Here is a 20,786-nt window from a genome sequence, read left to right as displayed (position 1 = left end):
TTCGGTCGATCGCCCCGGGGCCGGCCCTGAACGTAGCGGTACCACTGACGTGCTCTAGCGGCGGAATCCGCGCGGCCGCTCAATCTTACGCTGTCGGATCACTGAACGCAATTGCGGTTGGCCCGCGCACACGGTCGATATCGATTTGTCCCAGGGATTGGCGCGGTTGGCGCGGTCAAATAGCCGATCGGGTGTTGATCGCCGAACTGCCCCGAAGTAAGCGTGTCCTGAGACTTTTTCAGGCGACGGTTCGGGCGGGCAGCAATGTACGATACAATCTCACCCGAGGAGAGCACCATCGAACGTCTCACGCGTCGCATCAAAGCTCGCATCAAGCCTATTGTGCTGCGCCTCGCGCATTTCGCTTTCCGCGTGCTGAGAAAGAGTCGCGCCCGTCATTTCGCGCGCAACATCGCTTTTTCCTGCCTTCCGTTCAAGGCGCGGTTCCGGTTGACCGTGTGGTTTCGCCATTTCTTCAATCATGGTGCGCTCGACCGGCATTTCGTGTTTTTCTGCGGGCCCTTCGTCAAGGCGCATCTCGATTGGATCCTGCACGGTCCGTTCACGCGCCGCCATGCGGACGAGGTCGCATTCTATCTGCTGCTGGCCGGCTATCGGACCGAAGCCCTCACCGTGTTTCGCGGCGTCACGCAGCAGAAGAGCCGGGGCGTGCAGGGCGTCGACCCCTTCGGCAATGGCTATTCGATGGATCTGCTGACGCAGATCCACACCCTGAACTGGTCCAAGCTCGCAGGCAGCTCGCCGCAGCTTCGGACCTTTGTCCGGCTGATGCTCGAGCACCGCAACTTTCAATATGAGGAGCGCATCTTCAACGGGCGCGTCGAGGCAGAGCAGGTGTCGCCGGACGTGCTGGCCGCGGAATACATTCCCTACTTCTTTCGTGACCGCGACATTGTCGACCGCCTGATGAGGGATCTCGGCCTTCGCGACATCAATGGCGTGATTGGCCAGCTGGAGGAGGGCGGCCATCAGTGGGAGCAGCTTCCCGAACGGACGATCGATCGGGAGCTCGCGTTCGACGTCTACCTGTTCTACGCCTACCGCCATCTGCTGCTGCGGACCTATCACTTCGGCGAAGGCGACCTCGTGCCGCTGGTCTATACGCGCTGCATGGATACCCAGCGCCGTCTGCGCCGCTCGCTTCCGTCGCCGTCGCGGGAGCTCAAGCGCGAGCTCGACCGGATCGGCACCGAGCTGTCGAACGTCAGGCTGCTGTCGCCGGATTGGAGCGCGCTGATCGGCCACAACGGGCATCTCAACGTTCACCTGATGATGCGCAAGATGGGGTGGTGGTCCGGCCAGCCGGTGCTTCTGGCCTACAATGAGAGAATCGCCAACAAGCCGTTCCTGTCGCTGTTCTCCGACATCTGCCCGACGCTCACGCTTGGCGACGAGGGGGTCTCGCCGGCGGTCTGGCACGAACTCGCCAGCCTGACGCCGTTCCTCGGCGATTCCCATCAGGCGTTTCAGTTCAAGGACGGCCATAGCGTCTATTGGAACGACGCCGGGTCGATGGCGCTCCAGCAATGGGAGCGCGAGAATCGTGGTTTTCCGCTGCGGGACATCTATGACGCACGGCTTCGTGTCGATGATCGCGTCGAGACCCTCTATCAGTCGCTGCGGCAGAAATGGGGGCTTGGGCCAGACGACTGGTTCGTCTGTCTCCACATGCGAGACGCCGAGGCCCGTGGCGAGACGCTCGGGACTGGCGAGTCGATTCGCAGTGCCACGATCGGCAACTATCTGGACACCGTGCGCTTCATCACCGATCAGGGCGGCTGGGTCATCCGCATGGGCGGGCGCAAGGCGCCGCCACTGCCGGAGATGCCGCGCGTCGTCGACTATGCGCGCTGCGAGGATCAGGTGCCTGAGATGGACATCCACCTGATGCGTCGCGCACGGATGTTCATCGGCACGACGTCGGGCTTCGCCTATGTCGCGACCAGTTTCGGCATTCCGACGGCGATGGTGAACGCCCTCAGCTCGGTCGGGCTGCTATGGTCCAAGGATACCCGCTTCTCGCTCAAGCCCGTGCATACGAGGGACGGGCGTTTGCTGTCCTTGAGCGATGTCACCTCCGAGACCTGGCGCTGGACGTTCCCGACCTACGAGACCGTCCAGGCCGCAGGCCTGACCGTCAGCGAAAGCAGCGCCGACGAGATCCTGGAGACCACCCGGGAGGTGCTGGATCTGTCGTCCGGGGCGCCGCCCGTCATCAAGCCGGTGGATGATGCCTGGGAGAAATGTGTCAATATTCCCGGATTCTTCGGCAGCTCGCGACCCTCCCGCTACTTCCTGGAGAAGTACTCGGCGTCGCTTCTCAACCGCTCCTGAAACGCATCGATCAGCTCCGATGAACTTCGCCCATCCCAACCTTTCGCTGGAAGAAGCCCGTGCCACGCCGCTCGGCTATCGCGAGGAGATCGACGGGCTGCGCGCCGTCGCCGTGCTTCCGGTCCTGTTCTACCACGCCTTTCCCACTGCCGTGCCCGGCGGCTTCTACGGCGTCGACATCTTCTTCGTCATCTCGGGCTATCTGATCACGGGAATCATCCATAAGCAGATGCTGTCGAACAGCTTCAGCATCGCTGATTTCTATGCGCGCCGGATCCGCCGCATCTTTCCGGCGCTGATCGCGGTGGTGCTGGTCACCTTCCTGATCGCATGGTTCCTGCTGCCGCCGCGCGAGCTCAAGTCGCTCGGCACCAACATCGCCGGCGGCGCGGTCTTCATCCAGAACTTCATTCTGCTCGGTCAGGTCGGCTATTTCGACCTGGCGGCAGAGAAGAAGCCCTTGCTGCATCTGTGGTCGCTGGCGATCGAGGAGCAGTACTACATCGTCTGGCCGTTGCTCCTGATGCTGATCGGGGCGTGGCGGCGCTGGAGCCTCGCCATCACGATCGCGCTGGCGGCAGCCTCGTTCATTGCATGCCTGATCGTGCAGCCGCGGGCGCCGGACTACGCCTTCTATCTGCCGGTGACGCGCGCGTGGGAGCTGCTGGTCGGCTCGGGGCTGGCGCTCTGGGTCAATGGACGCAGCGTCGAGGCCCGCCCGCAGCCGCTGATCGACGGTCCGATGGTCCGCGAGCTCATCGCGCTGGCTGCAATGCTCGCGATCGTGATCGCATTCTGGCGCTTCGGCCGCCTCACCCCGCATCCGGGCGTCCGCACGCTGCTTCCCGTTCTGGGCGCGGCCGCCCTGATCGCGACCAGCGGCACGCTGGTGCATCGCTACGTCCTGTCCTCGACGCCGGCCGTCTTCGTCGGCCTGATCAGCTATCCGCTCTATCTCTGGCACTACCCGCTGATGGCCTATGCGCGCATCCAGTTCGTCGATCAGGTGCCGGCGTGGGTCATGATCGCGATCATCGCAGCCAGCCTGCTGCTCGCCTTCGCGACCTATCGCTTCATCGAGCGGCCGATCCGCTTCGGGCGGCGGCGGGTGCCGCTCAAGGTTGGCAGCCTGCTCGGCGGCATGGCCGCGCTGGGGATCGTCGGTGTGATCGCCGACCGCTCCAACGGCTGGCCGGCGCGCATCCCGGCCGAGATCCGCGGATTCATGCTGGATGGCAGCGAGACCGCGTTCCGCTGGCGGAACGGCAAATGCCTGCTGATGGCTGATCAGAGTGCGTTTGCACCGGAATGTCTGGGCACGGGCCGCCGTCCACTCGTTGCGGTCTGGGGCGATTCCTATGCCGCCTCGCTCTATCCGGGACTGGCCCAGTTCGGCGCCGAGCGCGGCTTCGACGTCGCCGAATTTGCGATCTCCGCCTGCGCGCCGCTGATCGGCTACGTCAATGCTCAACGTCCGCTCTGCAAGCCGTCGAACGATGCGGTGCTACGGCATCTGACCGAATTGAAGCCCGACGTCGTGATCTTCTACGGCACCTGGCGGGCCAGCGACGACGAGGTCCGTGCCGGCCTCGAGCGCACCATCCCCCTGGTCAAGGAAGCGGGGGTGCCGGCCGTCGTGATCGTCGGGCCGCCGCCGACCTGGCAGGGCGACGGGCTGCCGGCGAATATGCTGGATTACTATTTCCGGACTCGCACGGTGCTGCCGGAGCGAACCTGGTTTCGCACCGTCGACGAGTGGACCAAGCCGTTCGACGCGTTTCTTGCCGCTCAGGCCAAACGCCTCGGCACCGACTATGTCTCGCTGCGTCAGTTCATGTGTGACGACAATGGCTGCCTCACCCGGATCGGGCCGAACGCATCGGAGCTCACCACCTTCGATTCCGGGCATCTGACCTATCCCGCGTCGCTCCTCGTTGCCCGGCACGTGCTCGACACCGTGCCGGGCCTGCCGAAATAGTCGCTTGTCCGGGCGCCTCGGGGGCAACATGGATCGTCGGGCAGAGCGGACCGATCGTGCCGGACACCAGGTCGATCCTGAGTGCCTCGGCCCGGCCGGACGCCGCTATCTCGGTTGCCTGCTCGGACTGGCGGCAGCGATGCTGGGCGGACTCGGCGTCTGGCTGGCTGCGCAAGGCGGCGACCATTTCAGCGCGATCGGCAGGCCCGGCGATCCGGCCTGGTACCGCAATTTCGGCGGCGACAGCGTCACCGAGATCCAGGACCAGGATCTGTTCTATCATGGGATCGGCCGCTCGATCGACAATGCGCGGCAGGCCGACGTCATCATCCTCGGCTCCTCCCTGGTGTCGTTCGCGATCGACCAGGCCGTGATGCACGAGCGTCTCGAAAAGCCATACGGCCTGAAATTCTACAACATGGCGTTCGTCGGTGTTGCCAGCGGCGAGTTCGCACGGCAGATCGCACTCAGGCATCATCTCCGTCCACGGTTGTGGATCCTGAACGCCGACGACGGCGGCGGGGGCGGCAACTTCTTCTTCCGCAACCTGACGCGTGCGTTCGGCGCCGACGTCCGGCCGATCCCGAGCACGAAGCTCAGCCGCTACGGCGCGACCTACGAGATCATCCGGCGCAATCTGCGCTGGCGCTTCGAGGACGCGACGCGGCACTGGCGCGAGGCGCTTGCCGGCCCGCGATCCGGACCGCTGCCGCGCTTCGATCGTGATGATCGGACGGGGGCGGCCGACATGAGCACGTTTCCGCGCTTTCTCAGCCAGGGCAATCCACGTGTGAAGATGACGCGCGATCCAGACTGTCACACCACGCCCGATGTGATCGCCAACGCCCGCGACATGGTCCGGTCTCTGGGCGCACCCGTGGTGCTGGCCTTCGTTCCCAACTTTCACGGCTGCCTGACCCAGGTGCGCGAGATCGCGGCGGCCATCGGCATCGAGACGGCGCTTCCGTCACGAACCGACTATTCCAGCTGGGATGGCGGCGGTCATCTCGACGGCCAGGGTGCCGCGGATTTCACCCGAGACCTCATCAACGCGCTGGAACAGACGCGGGCGTTTCAGGGGATGCGTGACAATGACGATCGCCGGAAGCCTTGACGGCCGGGCTGCAACGGGACGCACCCCGCCGTCTCCGAGTCCAGCGCACACGCTGCCCTATCGGCCTGACATCGACGGGCTGCGCGCCGCTGCGGTGATCGCGGTGCTCGTTTTCCATGCCTTTCCGCAGCTGATGCCCGGCGGCTTTGCCGGCGTCGACGTGTTCTTCGTGATCTCCGGCTATCTCATCACCGGCATCATCGATCGGCAATGCGCCGACAAAACCTTCGGCTTCGCGACCTTCTACGCCCGCCGCATCCTGCGAATCTTTCCCTCGCTCATCACCGTCGTCGTGGCGACGTTCGCGATCGCCTGGTTCGTTCTTCCGGTGGCCGCGATGGAAGCGCTCGGATCCAATATCAAGGGTGCGGCGGCGTTCATCGAGAACTTCATGCTGCACGAGCAGATCGTCGGCTATTTCGATCCCGGCGCGGAGCGTCTCCCGCTGCTGCATCTGTGGTCGCTCGGCATCGAGGAGCAGTACTACATCGTCTGGCCGGCGGCGTTCGTGCTGATTGCCCGATGGCCGTCGCAGAAAGCGGCGATCGTGGCCGCGCTCGGGCTTGGTTCCCTGGTGGTCTGCCTGACGACCCCGGCGAGAGAGGCGGCCTGGGCGTTCTATTCCCCGACCACGCGTGGCTGGGAGCTGCTGGCGGGTTCGCTCCTGGCGGTGTGGCTGCGCCAGCGTGCCGATCGTCGGATCGGTCCGGGCACCAGCAACCTGCTCGCGGCTCTCGGCGTGGCCGGGATCGCCTTTGCCCTGTTCGGCTTCAGCGCGACGTCGCCCTGGCCAGGCCTTCGGACCATCGTCCCCGTGCTCGCAACCATGGCCCTGATTGCGACCGGCGGCACGCCGGTTCAGTGGGCGCTGGCGCGGCCTGCTTTGGTGTTCGTCGGCCTCATCAGCTACCCGCTCTATCTCTGGCACTTCCCGCTGATCGCCTTCACCAAGCTGCATTTCGGCGGAGCGGCGCCTGCATGGAGCCTGCTCGCGGTGCTGGCGCTGAGCGCCGTGCTCGCTTGGCTCACCTATCGCTTCATCGAGCAGCCGATCAGGTTCGGGGCCGCACCGGTCGGATGGCGGGTCGGAGCTCTGCTGGCAGCGATGGCGGCAATGATCCCGGTCGGCATCGCCGCGACCAGCACGCACGGCCTGCCGGTCCGCTTCGCGCCGGAGATCAGGAACTTCATGCTCTCAGGCAGCGAGACAACCTCGCATTGGCGGCGCGGCCGCTGCCTGCTGCTGCTGCAGCCCGCGTCCGCGTTCGGCGCCGACTGCGCGGGGCGGGGAGGCCGGCCGCTATTGCTGATCTGGGGCGATTCCTACGGAGCGGCCCTCTACCCGGGACTGCTGCACGTTTCGGCGGAGCGCGGTTATGACGTGGCGCAATACACCGCCTCGGCCTGTCCGCCGCTGATCGGCTACACGCTGGCGGCCCGGCCGTTCTGCAAGAGCATCAACGACGATGTCGTGCTGCGGATCGGCCGCCTGCAGCCCGACGTCGTCATTCTCGACGCCACCTGGGGACATGCCGAGGCGGTGCTGCGCGAAGACCTGCCCCGCACGGTCGCGCAGCTCAGGGCGAACGGCATCGCGAGGATCGTGGTGATGGGACCGCCGCCGAGCTGGCAGGGCGTCGGCCTGTCACACAACGTTCTGGACTACTACCGGCAGACCGGAGCGGTGTTGCCGGAGCGGACCTTCTTCCGTTCCAACGACGAATGGACGCGCGGGCGGGATGCCCTGTTTCGCGAACTCACCCGTGAGCTCGGGATCGACTACATCTCCGTCCGCGACGTCTTCTGCAACGACGAGGGCTGTCTCAGCCGGATCGGTCCGGGCGCCTCGCAACTGACGGCGTTCGATCCGGGACACCTCACCGTGCCCGGCGCCATCTTCCTGGCGCGCCACACCATCGACGGCCTGCTGGGACCAGCCCAGCGGCCGTCGCCGTAAGCGAGGTCAGATCGGATCGGCCGGAATGCCGCGATAGGAGTGGATGATGAAGCGGGTGCCGCCCACCGAGTAGTCGCCGCCACTGGAGGCCTCGATCGCGAACATCTCGACCAGCTCCTTCCACGCCTGACGCTCGCCCGTGGTGGGAATGGCTCGATTGGCGTTCCAGTCGTCGAAGCAGATGACCGCGCCGATCGAGATCATGCCGCGCTCGAACAGCGGAACGAGCGCATCGATGGTCGACTGGTAGAGGTCGCCATCGAAATGGATCATCGCAAAGCGCGTCTCGGGCGGTAGCGTCTTGACCGTGTCGGCGAACCATCCCTCGTACAGTTGGAAGCGGTGCGGCGGAATGATCTTCCCGATCAGGGCGCGCAGCTGCGGCGCAGCCAGCACCTTGCAGCCACCCTTGGCCCATGCACCGGAAATGACGTGCGGAGCGACCTGATCGATCGGGGAGGTGATTTCGGGCAGGCCTTCGAAGCTGTCGAACAGGCGCAGAATACGGAACGGATTTTCACCCGAGGCGCTCTTGCTCAGCGGCTGCCGCTGCAGGTCGAACACCATCGAGGTGGCGATCGCCCGCGCGCTGAATCCTCCCATCGTGCCGAATTCGGCGATATCGCCAATCACGTGAGAGCTGTTGATGTATTGGACGCACAGGGTGAGCGTCTTGGCAATTTCCTGTGCGGGCAGGATCAGCACGTCGGCATAGGTGTAGTACAGCCCGGGCGAGGGAAGCTGCCGCGCGCTGTATTTCTCCAGCGCGATGTCCTGGATGAGACGTCCGTCTTCGGAGCCGTCGAAGTCAGGTGCGGCGATTGCAACGGCCGGAGGTCTGTCCTGAGCGCTGGAGCTCCGACCGGCGCCATACGGCCAGGGCAGCGGCGGCTCGAACATGATCGCCCGCTTGACCGAGCGCATCCAATACACAACGTCTGGCGGAAGCGAGGTCGCGAGCGCATTCTTCAACGGTTGCAGCATTCAAATTCTCCAACGCGGCACTGTTCGATCACCGCAAAACGGCGTTGAGGGATGACGCAGACGAGATGCTGCGCCGAAGAAAGGTCGTCGGCGGCGACGCCGAACACGTGGTGTCAGCTTGCGACCAATGTCGGGATGCCGACGCAAGCGGTCGTCGGTCAGCGCCGATCGATGGGCTGTGTGCCATAGGCCGGGCTCGGTGGATCCGACGCTCGTGACGCGGGCCATGTGCAGGCATCGCCTGGAACGGGACGAACATCCGAAATCTCCGAGCGATCCCGCTCATGGTCCATCCAGAGGTCGACAGCGACGGATGCGACGACTGTTCTGCCAGGCGCAAGCTCATCCACCGCCCCTGCTGGCTTAGCTGTCCTACGTCCGCGACGCAAGCAGGCGGCCCTGCGTCAATAGAGGCTGGCTGCCCCGCGTCCTTCGGAGATCGGATCGTAGGCGTCTGCGGCGCGTTCCTTGGGAAGCTTGACGAAGAACGGGTCTGCCGGCCAGTGGTTCATGCCGACGACCATGATCGTCATGTCCTCGTCGGGCATGCGAGGCATGAACACCAGATCGATGGCCGAGCGCGTCTTGTGCGATGGCGGGCTGCCGCGATGCATGAGGCGCGTCGCATCGAACACCAGCAGATCGCCGGTCTTGCCGAGCACGGTATGTTCGCGGTGGTTGGCGTCCCGATATTGGAACGGACCGGTCTGCTCGTCCACATCGCAGAGGTAGAGCACGCCGCGGATGACGCCGGCCGGGCAGCCGTCGCTGTGCCATTCCTGCGGGCCGACGCCTTCCGTCAGATGCGGCTTTGAACGCACCAGCCTGACGTTGGCGACCTTGGCCGGACAGCCGAGCACGCCCCGGAAAAAGGACTCGAAATCGCCGCCGCTGAACAGCGCGTGGAGGTAGTCGACGAGCGCCGCCGATGGCATGCCGGTCTGCAGATCCTGCGTGTACGGGGCCACGTCGTTGCCTGCCCAGTCCCACGCCGAATGCCGGTTGCTCACGTCGCGGTCAAAGCTCTCGGTCTCCCGGAAATGGGCGGCCTTTTCCGGGTTCGTGCTGATGACCGTGACGCCGTTCTGCTGAAAGGCGACGATCTTGTCGGCGAGTTGGCTCGGCGTTTTCTGCGGATCGAACTTCGGCGCATGAGCGGTGCACATCGCCGGGGCCGCGTTGGCAGCGGGCAGCAGCGTCAGACGACGCGGCTGAGCCGTGCCGTTGCCGCCCCAGGATGCGGGATTGAAGTGCCCGGTCAGGCGGTCCGCCGTGTCGGCGCGCACCAGGCGATAGCCGAGGGCGCTGAGCGCCTGGTTGATGCCGCCCTTGAGCCGCTGCTTGGCGGTGCTGATCATCGATGTGACGGCCATGACGTCCTCATGCTGCGTTTGACTTGGCGGGCCGGAACGGATCCAGACCGCATGCCATCCGATAATAGAGTTCATAACGCGGATGATTGGCGACGAGCCCGCGGCTGTCGATCGCGTCATCGATCAGGGTCTCGAGCAGGAGGCGGGCGCCCTTGGGCGGGAGATGCACCCCATCGAAATCGAACTCCGGACGCAGCAGATCGCCTTCTGTCAGGTCGGACCAGCGGTCGACCATGAACAGGTTCACCGATCGCACCTTCTGTGCCAGCTTCCAGTTGAAGGCCTGAACCAGCTTGGTCCGGACCGAGACGGGGCAGTCGTACTTCTGCAGCTCGCGGATGCGCGCTTCCTGCCGGGTCGGAGGCACCACGCTCTGGACGTAGACCCGCTTGAAGCCGGCCTGGACCAACTGGTCGAGGCCGGCAATGAAGGGGCCGAGACGAGCCTCTATCGCTTCGTCGATGATGTCCCAGGGCACCAGCGGCTTGTCGAGCAGAGGCAGCGTGGTCGCGAACGGGGGAACGAAATCGTGGCTGTCCTTGAGAAGCTGCAGGATCGGGCCGCGAACGTCGATCTCGCCGACGGTGATCATGATCAGCGGCGGCCGCACGGCCTGGCCGACGGCCTTGGCGATGGAAAAATCGACCTCGTCCATCGACAAATGCGTCGCACGACCGTTGCGGACCAGGCCCTCATATTCGAGGAAGGCGATGAAGTCTGGATGAAACTCGCCGGTGGCGGGATTGTAGAACTCCCGGGCCGTGGCGCCTGGAATGTACTTGGTGCGGGCCATCACCCACGCGCCGGTCCAGCGCTCCCGGAACACCATGTTCCGATAGGGCAGGGAATGGCTGTCGCCGACGATATAGACCGGCAGAACCGTTTCGAGCTCGGTATCCACGCTGATAGTTCCCCTCACGTCACAGAATGGCCCGTATCCGCCGCTGGTCCTCAGCCTTTCCGGCTGGCGGCCAGCGCCCGATAGAAGTCGTCCTCGTCGCAGACGATCTGCGGCTCGACGGACGGAGCCGCCGGTCGCTTGCCTGCACCGTCGCCCGCCGACCGTGCCGTGGCGCCAGCACTCTCGGTCGTGAAATGGGCGAAGAAGAGGTTCATCGCCCGCGCGACGCCTTCCGGCGTGACCGACCGGGCATCGTCGGCGAAATAGGTGCCGGCATTCTTCGCATTGGTGATGATCTCGTAGGACGCGAAATAGTGCACGTTGTCGTAGCGCCGGACAATCTCCTCGGCGGCGACGCGCAGCACGCTCTTCGAATAGGTCGTCGCCTGCATCACGTGGCGGGACTCCATGGTGGCGGCGAGCGGCACCGGCGAGACCGTCAGGATGATCTGCAGCCGCGGATTGGCGGCCGACATCAGGTTGATCGCCTCGGCGAGATAGCCGGTGGTCTCCGTGACCGAGAGATTGTGGAATGCGTATCTGGCGTCGTCATAGTCGCCAGCGCTGCCGCAGCCGGGGCAGGTCGGGTACACAGTGCCGTCGAGCTTGGAAACCCAGCTTTCCGTGAGGCCGAGCGTGAAAATGAACACGTCGGCCGTTTCGATGAGCTTGCGGACTGCGCGTAGATGCTGCTTGAGATCGGCCTCGGCCTCGATCATCGAGACGAAGCCCTTCGGCGTGATCCGGGGACGCAGGAGATCGAAAACCCGGCCGTCGGGGTCGGTCCAGAACTGATCGGCCGGCTGGAAGCCGCCGAACGCACGCTGCAACAGCTGCAGCAGCTGCAGCGTGCTGTAGATGTTGCCGTAGCGGGCGGAAAAGATGCCGTAGCCGAAGCGCTCCTCCTGCTCGGGCGAAAGATATCCCGGTGCGGTCTCGGTGACGTAGTAGTTGTAGCCGCGCGCCTTCAGGGCACGCGAAATGTGCTGCGCGAAGCAGCTGCCGGCCGACGCGATGCGTTGATCCGGACCAAACCGCAGTCGCGCGGTCAGATGAGGATCGAGCTCCGAGGTGCTGCGCTCGGCGACGGCCTGGCGCCAGAAGCTGCTTGCGGGCAGCGTGGTGTAGGGACAGCTCATGCATTCACCTTCCGGCAGCACGGCCCAGCGAGACGCAACGACGAGCGCGCGCGCATGGTGCTCACGCCCTCGGCTTCATGCCGCGATAGGAATGGATGATGAACTTGGTGCCCTGGATCGAGTAGTCGCCGGAGTGGCTGGCAACGATCTTGAAGCGGCTGACGAGGTCGGCCCAGGCCTTGCGCTCGCCGGCCTCGGGGTCCGCCTCGTTGCAGTTCCAGTCGTCGAAGCAGAGCACGGCGCCCTTGGAGATGAAGCCGCGCTCGAAGCACGGCACCAGCGCATCCATGGTCGACGAGTAGAGGTCGCCGTCGAAATGGATCAGCGCGAGCCGCGTGTCGTCGGGCAGCTGCTTGACCGTATCGGCGAACCAGCCCTCGTAGATCTGCACCCGGCTTGGTGGAATGATCGCCTCCACCATGGTCCGCAGCTCAGCGGCGCTCAGAATCCGGCAGCCGCCCTTGGACCAGGTGCCGGATTTCACGTGCTGCGATTCGAGGTCGACCTTCGCCGTGATCTCCGGCAATCCCTCGAAGCTGTCGAACAGCCGCAGCTTGCGCAGCGGCTGGTTCGGCTGATAGCGCGTATCGAACACCATCGCATTGGCCAGGGTCCGGGCCGTGAACCCGCCCATCGTGCCGAATTCGGCGATGTCGCCCTTGACGTCGGCGCTGTTGATGTACATCGCGCTCAAGGTCAGGGTGCGCGCGATCTCCTTGGCAGGCAGGATCAGGACGTCGTCGATGTCGAAGAACAGGTACGGCGCGCTGATCTTGTGCGCATCGAGCCGTTCCAGCGCCTCGGTCTGTCGCGTCCGCGGCTCGGGCACCTCGGGCAAGACTTCGGCGACCGGCGCAGGGGCCGGTTCAGGCTCGGGTTCGGGCTCCGGCGCCGCGGCCGCCTGCGGCCGTTCCGGCGGGGGCTGCCCCATCAGCGCGCGCTTGATCGAGCGCAGCTTGAACAGGGTCTGGGGCGGCAGGCCTTCGGCGATCGCCACCTTCAATGACTTGGTCATGACAGCCCCGTTCCCTGCGCTCTCGATGTTGGCTGCCATTTTATAGATACATTTTGCCAAGATCGCAAAAGCGGCATGCAGGCTCTGCACTCGTTTTGCGTGGGTGTTCGGCCCTAGCGTTCGAGCCGGCTGAGAATCAGCGGCGCCAAATGCTCTCGGGCCAGCCAGACCGAGGCGTGCGGCCGCAGATGGGCGGTATCGTTGGTGATGAGGCCATCGCGCCGGTCGTCGCCGAGATAGGTGAGGCATCCGTCGGAATTGCAGAAGGGCTGCATCTGGTCGACATATTCGAACGGCTCTTCGGCGCGCAATTGCGCCTCGAATTGCCGGCCGAGGGCGTGAAGACTCTCGTCGAGACGCCCTGGAATGCGCCGGGGCGTGTACGACCAGAACTCGTCGAGAATGATGCGGTGCAGGTCGTAGCGCCAATGCGGACGCTGGCCCAGCACGAGCACGTGCTTGACACCGTGCTGCCTGATCAGTGTCGCATAGGCGCGGATATAGCCGATGTCGTAGGAATTGTACGATGCCATCAGCACGATGTCGGGCGGATCGGCCTTGATCCGCTCGAGGGCGAAATGGTTCGCCTTGTGACAATGGTCGCTCTCGATCAACTCCTCCGAGAAGGGCTGGACCCGGCAACCGGAGCTGTAGAGCAGCAACAGGGAGACGCTTTCGGGCAGCACCTGCTTCAAGCCATGGTACAGATCCGCGCCGTTGGAATCGCCGAGGATCAGCACGCTGCGTGGCGTGTGCCGTGTGTAGCAGACCGGGTCGACGGGACGCGGCGCTCTCGTTGGCGTCGGGCTGTCGAAGCTGTAGAAGTTGCACGGCAGCTGGTTGATCAGCCTGGCTTCGTCGATCGTGCGTTGCGATCCGCGGTCGAAGAACTGGGCATAGACGCTCTTCTCGTCGGGAAAGCGTTGGGGAAACCCGTCCCTGACGAGGATGATCGCGCCGCACGCGGCGATCGCCAGCATGGCCGCGCACAGCGGTGGGGCGACTCTGCGCTCCCGCCGTTCCATCCTGATCGGCCGCTCCACGAATTGGTACGTCAGCCAGGCGAGGCCAACGGCGCCGGCGACCAGCGCGCCGCGCACGGCAGCCGACGTCTCGTGGTGGAGAATGTCCTTGGCGAATGCCAGCAGCGGCCAGTGCCACAGATACAGCGGGTAGCTGATTGTGCCGATGAAGACCATGAGCCGCGTCGACAGCAGGCGGCGGTTTACCCAGCCCTCCGGGCCGCCAAAGATGATCAGGCCCGCGCCCGCCACCGGCATGAGCGCCCACCAGCCGGGAAAGGCATCGCGCACGCTGATGAGAAAGACCGCGGCCAGGACCAGAACGAGGCCGAGCGCGCCGGCCGCCTGCCGTGCGAAAGCGTCTGCGCTGAAAGGCCCGGTTCTCGGGCGGCCGACGCTCGGATTTTCTGGCCGGGCAAAACGGCTTGGCCAGGCAAAACTGGCCTGGGCGAGCAGGGCCCCCGCGGCCAGCTCCCAGAAACGGGAGGCGGGCGAGAAGAACGCCGCCACCTGGTTCGTGGCCGTGATCTTGATGCCATAGGCCAACGAAGCGGCGAAGATGGCTGCAAACACCATGAAAAGGTTCAGTCGCATGCGCCAGGCGATGGCGATCAGCGCCGGCCAGATCAGATAGAACTGCTCCTCGATGGCCAGCGACCACAGATGCAGCAGGACCTTGGTGTCGGAGGCGACGTCGAAATAATTGGCCTCTCGCCACAGCGCGAAATTGGTCAGGAACGCGGCCCCCGCGAGCGCGTGCTTGCCGAGCCTGCGGAAGTCCTCCGGCCACAGCACCAGCCATCCGGCGACGAGGCAGACCGCGGTGACCAGGAGCAGCGCCGGAAACAGCCGCCGCACCCGTCGCGCATAGAAGGTCACGAAGCTGAAGCGATCGCGCGCGACCTCGTCGAGAATGATCGAGGTGATCAGAAATCCGGAGATCACGAAGAAGACGTCGACACCAACGAAACCGCTCGGGAATGCCGCCGGGAAGGCGTGATAGCCCACGACCGACAGCACCGCGACCGCGCGAAGCCCGTCGATATCGGGCCTGTAGCCGCGAAGGCGAGACGTCGCTCGTGCGCTCTCGTCGTTGGCCGCGAGGGGCGAATGCATGGGGCGAACTCGAATGGCCTCTGCGGTCAGGCGCGACACCGCGCTGATGCAGCCTAGCCTGCGATCACGTTCGGTTCAAATTTTCGTTGTTCTTCGTGATGAGGCGCGCCGGTTGTTCCGGCTGCGCGTCCGCGCCGAATTCGAGCGTTTTCTCAACGAGATGACTTCTGTCCAGATCGGTGCCGAAAAATATTTCTGTTTCGTTTTTGCAGAAAATATGGTTCTCTCGGCCATCCCGCCCCGTGCAGAGGGACGTACGCGTCGTCACGATACGTGGGGGTGGGCTGCGATGGACGCGGCGGCTGTGCCAGACGAGCGCAGCCGGTGCGGACGGAGAAGTCGTGTGGTCCTGGCCTCTCGACGCTGAGGTCAAGTCCGTGGTCGTTGCTTATGGGCACGCGCGGGCGATGGGGGCAAAAGAGCCCGATCCCCAGGGAGAGCACGAAGGACACCGTAAAACTATCGCGCGGGGAAGGCCGGGTCTGTCCGGCTGTACCTGTGGTACCTGCCGCCTGCATTCTTTTGAGCAGGCGGGCCACGGGCCTCAGCCGAGGTCCGGCCTTCCTCGCGCCCTCTCGTTGTCGAGAGGGCGGTGACCGGAGCATCACTCGGACGCCGATGCGCCGCGAGAGCGTCTGTCGACGCCTTCAGTCAAGCTCATTCGAAGAAGATGAACTCGTGGTCGCCGGTGTAGCCGGAGCGCTTGAACTCGAAGGCCCATTCCTCGGGGGTGTGGAAGATGCGGCAGGTGAGCTGCCAGTACATCAGGTTCACCTTCTCGCGCTCGTTGCGGTAGCCTTCGACGCAAAGATACTTCGCGCCGCGGCTCACGCGCTCCATCTCGCGCAAGGCGGCGTCGAGATCGTAGTTGTAAAGGTTGTGCAGCGTGTTGATCGAGATGACGAGATCGAAATGCTTGTCGGGGTAGGGCAGCTTGGCGGCGGAGCCGACCTGGCAGAACGGCTTCACGCTCTCCATCGTGTGCTCGACGCCATAGGAGGAGATGTCGATGCCGGCGACTTCGAGGTCCGGGATCGCCTCACGGAAATCGTGCAGAATAAAACCCTTGCCGGAGCCGACGTCGAGCACGCGCATGCCCGGCTTGATGCCGTAGGTCTCGATCATCGCATCGGCGACCTTGCGCCAGCGGCCGTCATATTTGTAGCCGCCATAGCCGGTCTCGCGGCTGCCGTCCCAGTAGTCGTAGTCGAACTTGATCGCCATCTCAGCGACATCGGCCTTGTCGCGCTGGGTGACGCGCGCAAGGTAGTCGCGCTTGGTCGATTTGTGGACGAGACTGACGAACTCGCGATAGGCCATGAAGCTCTCCGGGCGTTACGATTGTCGGTTAATCGGATGTGGCGCCGATCAGGCCGAGTTGCGCCTCGGCCTTGGCGAGCTGCGCGGCGCAGCGCTGCGCCCAGGCGCCGGTGTCGGCGAAGGCGCGGCGGGTGGCGCCGAGCGGCAGGAAGTCGTTCAGGATGATGCAGGTCCATTTGACCTGGTAGGCGTCGATCAAGAGACGGCAGCGCGCGACGCTGGCGGCGTCGAGCCCGAGGCCCTCCGTCAAACGGTCGATGAAGTGCTCGTGCACGGCGAGTGGGACCGGCACCTCCGGCTGGCAGAAGAAATCGGAGGCCAGCTTGGCCGGATCGTCGCGGCCGGCATATTCGAAGTCGAGGAAGGTGAGCTTGCCCTGGTCGTCGATCAGCGCGTTGTGGAAGCCGAAATCGGACGGCGACAGGCAGACCTGGTCGGCGGGGATGGAAGCTTCCTGAGCCAGCCCTTCAGCTGCGGCGCCGCGCAAGATGTTCGCCTTCACCTCGGCCCAGGCGGGTTGCAACTGCGTCGTTACGAACTGCCGGGCTTCGGCGACATGAGGCACATCGGCATCGAGCATCGCGAGCCGGGCCACGCGGCGCTCGACAGTGGCGAGGTGCTCGGCCAGCGAGAAGCAGGCCTCCGATCCCGGCGCCAGGGCAGGGCGGGGCGGCGCGTTCACCGCGAGCACGAAGTCGATCGCAGCATCGACGTGAGCCGGCGCCAGTTCGAGCGGGGTCAGCTTGCGTCCGTCGACGAAGCTGTAGAGGCCGGCCTGCTCAGCGCGATCGCACGCGAGTGGCTCGGGCACGACGCGGACGCCGTGCGACCAGGCGTGGCTGATGAAGCTCCACTCAGCGCCCAACCGGTCCCGCGTGTCGCGGGCGTCGGTGAAGTAGCGCTTGAGGACCAGCGGGCCATCGGCGGTGTCGAGGCGGAAGACCTGGTTGTTGCGGCCGCCGGCGAGCCGCGTCAGCCCCGTCGGGCTTGCCTTGCCGGCCTGCGCGGTGAGACGCTGCGCCAACGCCAGCAGGGCGGCGTCCGCGCTGGCCTCAGCCGCGGTCACGGACGACATCCGCCGCGATCTCGGCCCAGGACGCGCGCCGTTCGTAAGGCACGGCCTTGGCCGCGAACTGGTTCTCCGGGTCGAACAGCACCTTGCGCATCCCCTCGGGGAATCCGCTCATCCCCAGGATCTCCGGCAGGTCGTCGACGAAGACCTCGCAAGCCAGCGCATGCGCGCGGGCGACCTTCTCGTCCTTGGTCAGTTCGAAGAACACCCGGTCCGGCGCGATCTGGCTGGGCGCTGTGCCCATCAGCCCGCGGTCGGTCAGGAAGCCGCGCGCGGCGGCATGCATGTCGTGCTTGGGACCGAGAATGGGGTGCTTGGTCTTATGGCTGACGATGAACAGGTCGTGGCCGGCGCCGCGGGCGGCCGTGACGAACTCGGCAAAGCCGGGGTAGGGCGAGACCAGGTCCATGCGGGCGCCGTAGACGTAGCCCTGCAGCTCGGTGAAATCGTCCTTGCGCCCGGAGCCATTGAGATGGTCGCGGACGCTGTTCTTGTCGCGGCCGAGATCGGCCGGGATCAGGCCGCGCTCCAGCGCGGCCGCATGAAACACGCCGTCATAGCAGGCGATCGTGTTGTCGAAGTCGATCCCGATCCGCATGGCCAGAACTTAAGCCAGCGACATGTCGATCAGCGGACGGCCGACCTTGCCGGCGGCGAGGTCTTGCAGCGCCTGATCGGCCTGGGCGAGGCTGTAGGGCTTCGACAGCAGGTCCCGCACCGGGAAGCGGCCGGAGCTCAGCAGCCGGCCGTAGCGCCCGTAGTCGCGGTCCGGCACGCTGTCGCCGCCCCAGGTGCCGAGCAGGCTCTTGCCCTGGTTGAAGACGCCGGGATTCAGCGTCAGCGCCGCGCCATGCTTGGCGTTGCCGATGACGACCGCACGGCCGCCCTGCTGCCGCGTGGCATTCACCGCCTGATCCATGACGCCGGGGATGCCGGAGGATTCGACCGCGAGATCAACGCCCTGCGGCACGATTTTCTTGATCTCGGCCAGCACGTCGCTGCCAGCGTCGATCACATGCGTCGCGCCGTAGATCTGGGCGAGCGCGCGGCGGGTCGGGTTGGGGTCGATGCCGATCACCGGCATCGCGCCGGCGAGGGCTGCGGCCATCAGCGCGTTGAGGCCGATGCCGCCGGTGCCGAACACGGCGACCGCGTCGCCCGGCTGCACCTTCAGCACGTTGTAGACCGCGCCCATGCCGGTCGGCGCGGCGCAGCCGAGCAGCACCGCGACATCCATCGGCAGGTCGGGCGGCAGCAGGGTCAGGCGGTTCTCGCTGACGACCGAATGGCGCTGGAAGGTGGTGACGCCGCCGGCGTTGACCTTCTTGCCGTCCCAGTCATAGACCGCGCCGCCGGCCTCGATGCCCGTGCCCTTGATCCAGGACAGCACGACCTTGTCGCCGACCTTGACCTTGGTGACGGCGCTGCCGGTCTCGATGACCGTGCCGGTGCCCTCGTGTCCCAGGCAGTGCGGCACCCATTTGTCCTCGCCCTTGTCGCCGCGCCACTCCATGACTTGGGTGCCGCAGGCGCCGGAATAGGCGATCTCGACCAGCACCTGGCCCGGCTTCAGGGCGGGCGTCTCGATCTCGGCGAGCACGAGCGGCTGGCCGGTCTGGACCAGGAGGGCAGCTTGGGTCTTCATGTGATGTCTCAGCTCAAGGCGTGGATGATCTTGTCCGCGATCTGGTGGCCGGTCAGGCCGAGCACCTCGCGGGCATATTCCTGTTCACCGGATTTCTTGAAGAACGCATCCGGCGTCCCGAAGCGCAGAAATTTCTTCGCCTGCGTCTCGCTGTCGACGAGCCACTCGGAGACCGCGGCGCCGAAGCCGCCGATCAGCGAATGCTCCTCGATGGTCGCGACCAGCTTGAAGCGGCTGAACGCCTGCTTGAGCTTGTCCTCATCCAGCGGCTTCACGGTGTGGAAGCTGACGACCTCGGCGGAGATGCCTTTTTCCTTCAACTTATGTGCGGCCTCAATGGCTTCCGGCAGCATGTTGCCGGTCGAGAGCAGGCACACATCGCTGCCTTCCTCGATCGTGATCGCCTTGCCGATCTTGAAATCCGTGAGGGGGCCTTTGTGAACGACCGGCTCACCCTTCTTGCCCATGCGGATGTAGACCGGGCGGTCCTGCTGCATCGCCGCGCGCAGCGCGCCGCGCACCTCGAAGGCATCGCCCGGGCAGATCACGACCATGTTCGGGATCGAGCGCAGGAACGAGATGTCCTCGCAGGCGTGATGGGTCGGGCCGAGGCCGGAATAGGCGAGGCCGGCGCCGACGGCGACGATCGTCACCGGCGCCTCGTGATAGCAGACGTCGGTGCGGATCTGCTCCAGGCAGCGCGTCGTCACGAACGGCGTGATCGTATAGGCGACCGGGCGCAGGCCGTTCATGGCCATGCCGGCGGCGACGCCCATCATGTTGGCTTCGGCGACGCCGCAGTTGAAGAAGCGGCTCGGGTGCCTGTCCTTGAACTTGTCGAACAGGCGGTTGCCGATGTCGCCCGACAGCATGACGACGCGCGGGTCCTCGTTGCCGAGCTTGGTCAGTTCGTCCGCGAACGCGTTTCTCATGACAGGCCGAGCTCCTTGAACGACTTGACGACTTCCTCAGCGGTGGGCGCGCGGTAATGCCAGTTGTTGTCGTCCTCCATGAACGACACGCCCTTGCCCTTCACGGTGTGGGCGATCAGCGCCACCGGCTTGCCCGAGCCGTTCGGGATGTTCTGCATGGCCTCCGCCAGCGCGCCGACGTCGTGGCCGTCGATCTCGTGCGCATCCCAGCCGAAGGCGGCCCATTTGTCGCGCAGCGGCGCCAGCATCAGGGTCTCGTTGGAGCGCGCGGTCGCCTGCCACTTGTTGTAGTCGACCACGACGCAGACGTTCTCGAGCTTCTGGGCGGCTGCGAACATTGCGGCCTCCCAAACCGAACCCTCATTGTTCTCGCCGTCCGAGAGCAGGGCGAACACGCGAAAACTCTCGCCCTTAATTCGACCGGCGAGCGCCATGCCGCAGCCGAGCGGCAGCCCGTGGCCGAGCGAGCCGGTCGCGGCCTCGACGCCGGGCAGCAGGTTCGCCGGCGGATGCTCGGCGAGACGGCCGCCGTCCTGGCAATAGGTGTCGAGCTCCTCGATCGGGAAATAGCCCTTCATCGCCAGCGTTGCGAACAGCGCCGCGGCGGCGTGGCCCTTCGACAGGATGAAGCGGTCGCGCAGCGGATCGGTCGGGTTTGTCGGGTCGATATTCAGGACGTGCCAATAGGCGGCGGTCATCGCATCGGCGCAGGACAGCGACGAGGCGAGATGCGCGGCCTGGGCCTTGTGCGACATCTCGATGATCTTGCCGCGCAGCTTGGCGGCCTGCGCCTTCAGGGCGGCCACGTCGGGCTTGGCCGCGGTGTTCCGGACTGCCACGTTCATCGTGCTCTCCAGTCGCGC

18 protein-coding genes are annotated in these 20,786 nt (G+C 65.4%); 5 read left to right on the top strand and 13 right to left on the bottom strand.

The annotated features are described in order from the left end of the window. Positions 1-279 precede the first annotated feature (279 nt). The gene (locus QXZ94_RS15610) at positions 280-501 is read right to left on the bottom strand and encodes a hypothetical protein (RefSeq protein WP_315721153.1); all 222 of its coding nucleotides are present in this window, start codon (positions 499-501) and stop codon (positions 280-282) included. A 3-nt stretch (positions 502-504) separates the two neighbouring features. Here QXZ94_RS15610 and QXZ94_RS15605 point away from each other — a divergent pair, with 3 nt between their 5' ends. The 4 genes from QXZ94_RS15605 to QXZ94_RS15590 are packed head-to-tail and all read left to right on the top strand — an operon-like array spanning position 505 to position 7,404. After that, positions 505-2,355: a TIGR04372 family glycosyltransferase gene (locus QXZ94_RS15605; protein ID WP_315721152.1), complete on the top strand. Its 1,851-nt coding sequence runs from the start codon at positions 505-507 to the stop codon at positions 2,353-2,355. Between the two features lie 19 nt (positions 2,356-2,374). Next, complete coding sequence (locus QXZ94_RS15600; RefSeq protein WP_315721151.1) at positions 2,375-4,333, top strand: acyltransferase family protein; 1,959 nt, start codon at positions 2,375-2,377, stop codon at positions 4,331-4,333. 28 nt (positions 4,334-4,361) lie between these two features. Continuing rightward, positions 4,362-5,447: a hypothetical protein gene (locus QXZ94_RS15595; protein WP_315721150.1), complete on the top strand. Its 1,086-nt coding sequence runs from the start codon at positions 4,362-4,364 to the stop codon at positions 5,445-5,447. Then, positions 5,425-7,404 (top strand): acyltransferase family protein, encoded by a 1,980-nt coding sequence (locus tag QXZ94_RS15590; RefSeq protein ID WP_315721149.1) that lies wholly within the window; start codon positions 5,425-5,427, stop codon positions 7,402-7,404. The genes QXZ94_RS15595 and QXZ94_RS15590 overlap by 23 nt, the downstream gene beginning before the upstream one ends. Before the next feature lie 6 nt (positions 7,405-7,410). Here the strand turns inward: QXZ94_RS15590 and QXZ94_RS15585 are convergent, their stop codons facing one another. From QXZ94_RS15585 to QXZ94_RS15560, 6 genes are all read right to left on the bottom strand, one after another. Next, a complete protein-coding gene (locus QXZ94_RS15585) occupies positions 7,411-8,388 on the bottom strand; it encodes a TylF/MycF/NovP-related O-methyltransferase (protein ID WP_315721148.1) in 978 nt (325 codons plus the stop codon). A gap of 404 nt (positions 8,389-8,792) precedes the next feature. Then, on the bottom strand, positions 8,793-9,761 hold the full coding sequence (locus QXZ94_RS15580) for a hypothetical protein (protein ID WP_315721147.1): 969 nt from the start codon (positions 9,759-9,761) through the stop codon (positions 8,793-8,795). Between the two features lie 7 nt (positions 9,762-9,768). Next, a complete protein-coding gene (locus tag QXZ94_RS15575; protein ID WP_315721146.1) occupies positions 9,769-10,662 on the bottom strand; it encodes a hypothetical protein in 894 nt (297 codons plus the stop codon). Between the two features lie 50 nt (positions 10,663-10,712). Beyond that, entirely contained in the window at positions 10,713-11,801 is a 1,089-nt protein-coding gene (locus QXZ94_RS15570) for a GSCFA domain-containing protein (protein WP_315721145.1), read from the bottom strand. A 61-nt stretch (positions 11,802-11,862) separates the two neighbouring features. Beyond that, entirely contained in the window at positions 11,863-12,816 is a 954-nt protein-coding gene (locus QXZ94_RS15565) for a TylF/MycF/NovP-related O-methyltransferase (protein WP_315721144.1), read from the bottom strand. Positions 12,817-12,929: 113 nt separating this feature from the next. After that, positions 12,930-14,954: an acyltransferase family protein gene (locus QXZ94_RS15560; RefSeq protein WP_315721143.1), complete on the bottom strand. Its 2,025-nt coding sequence runs from the start codon at positions 14,952-14,954 to the stop codon at positions 12,930-12,932. Positions 14,955-14,967: 13 nt separating this feature from the next. Between QXZ94_RS15560 and QXZ94_RS15555 the strand changes: the two genes are divergently transcribed. Further along, on the top strand, positions 14,968-15,321 hold the full coding sequence (locus tag QXZ94_RS15555) for a hypothetical protein (RefSeq protein ID WP_315721142.1): 354 nt from the start codon (positions 14,968-14,970) through the stop codon (positions 15,319-15,321). A gap of 290 nt (positions 15,322-15,611) precedes the next feature. Here the strand turns inward: QXZ94_RS15555 and QXZ94_RS15550 are convergent, their stop codons facing one another. The 6 genes from QXZ94_RS15550 to QXZ94_RS15525 are packed head-to-tail and all read right to left on the bottom strand — an operon-like array spanning position 15,612 to position 20,768. After that, positions 15,612-16,274: a class I SAM-dependent methyltransferase gene (locus QXZ94_RS15550; RefSeq protein ID WP_172112733.1), complete on the bottom strand. Its 663-nt coding sequence runs from the start codon at positions 16,272-16,274 to the stop codon at positions 15,612-15,614. A gap of 28 nt (positions 16,275-16,302) precedes the next feature. Next, complete coding sequence (locus QXZ94_RS15545) at positions 16,303-17,349, bottom strand: aminoglycoside phosphotransferase family protein (RefSeq protein WP_315721141.1); 1,047 nt, start codon at positions 17,347-17,349, stop codon at positions 16,303-16,305. After that, entirely contained in the window at positions 17,327-17,944 is a 618-nt protein-coding gene (locus QXZ94_RS15540; RefSeq protein WP_315721140.1) for a hypothetical protein, read from the bottom strand. The genes QXZ94_RS15545 and QXZ94_RS15540 overlap by 23 nt, the downstream gene beginning before the upstream one ends. Positions 17,945-17,953: 9 nt before the next feature. Further along, complete coding sequence (locus tag QXZ94_RS15535) at positions 17,954-18,991, bottom strand: zinc-binding dehydrogenase (RefSeq protein WP_315721139.1); 1,038 nt, start codon at positions 18,989-18,991, stop codon at positions 17,954-17,956. Between the two features lie 8 nt (positions 18,992-18,999). Further along, a complete protein-coding gene (locus QXZ94_RS15530; protein WP_315721138.1) occupies positions 19,000-19,923 on the bottom strand; it encodes a transketolase family protein in 924 nt (307 codons plus the stop codon). Further along, positions 19,920-20,768 (bottom strand): transketolase, encoded by an 849-nt coding sequence (locus QXZ94_RS15525; protein WP_315721137.1) that lies wholly within the window; start codon positions 20,766-20,768, stop codon positions 19,920-19,922. The genes QXZ94_RS15530 and QXZ94_RS15525 overlap by 4 nt, the downstream gene beginning before the upstream one ends. Positions 20,769-20,786: the final 18 nt, after the last annotated feature.

Origin of the sequence: Bradyrhizobium sp. SZCCHNS2022 (assembly GCF_032377575.1) — a bacterium.
GTDB lineage: Bacteria > Pseudomonadota > Alphaproteobacteria > Rhizobiales > Xanthobacteraceae > Bradyrhizobium > Bradyrhizobium aeschynomenes.
This window is presented reverse-complemented; position numbering and strand designations above follow the sequence as displayed.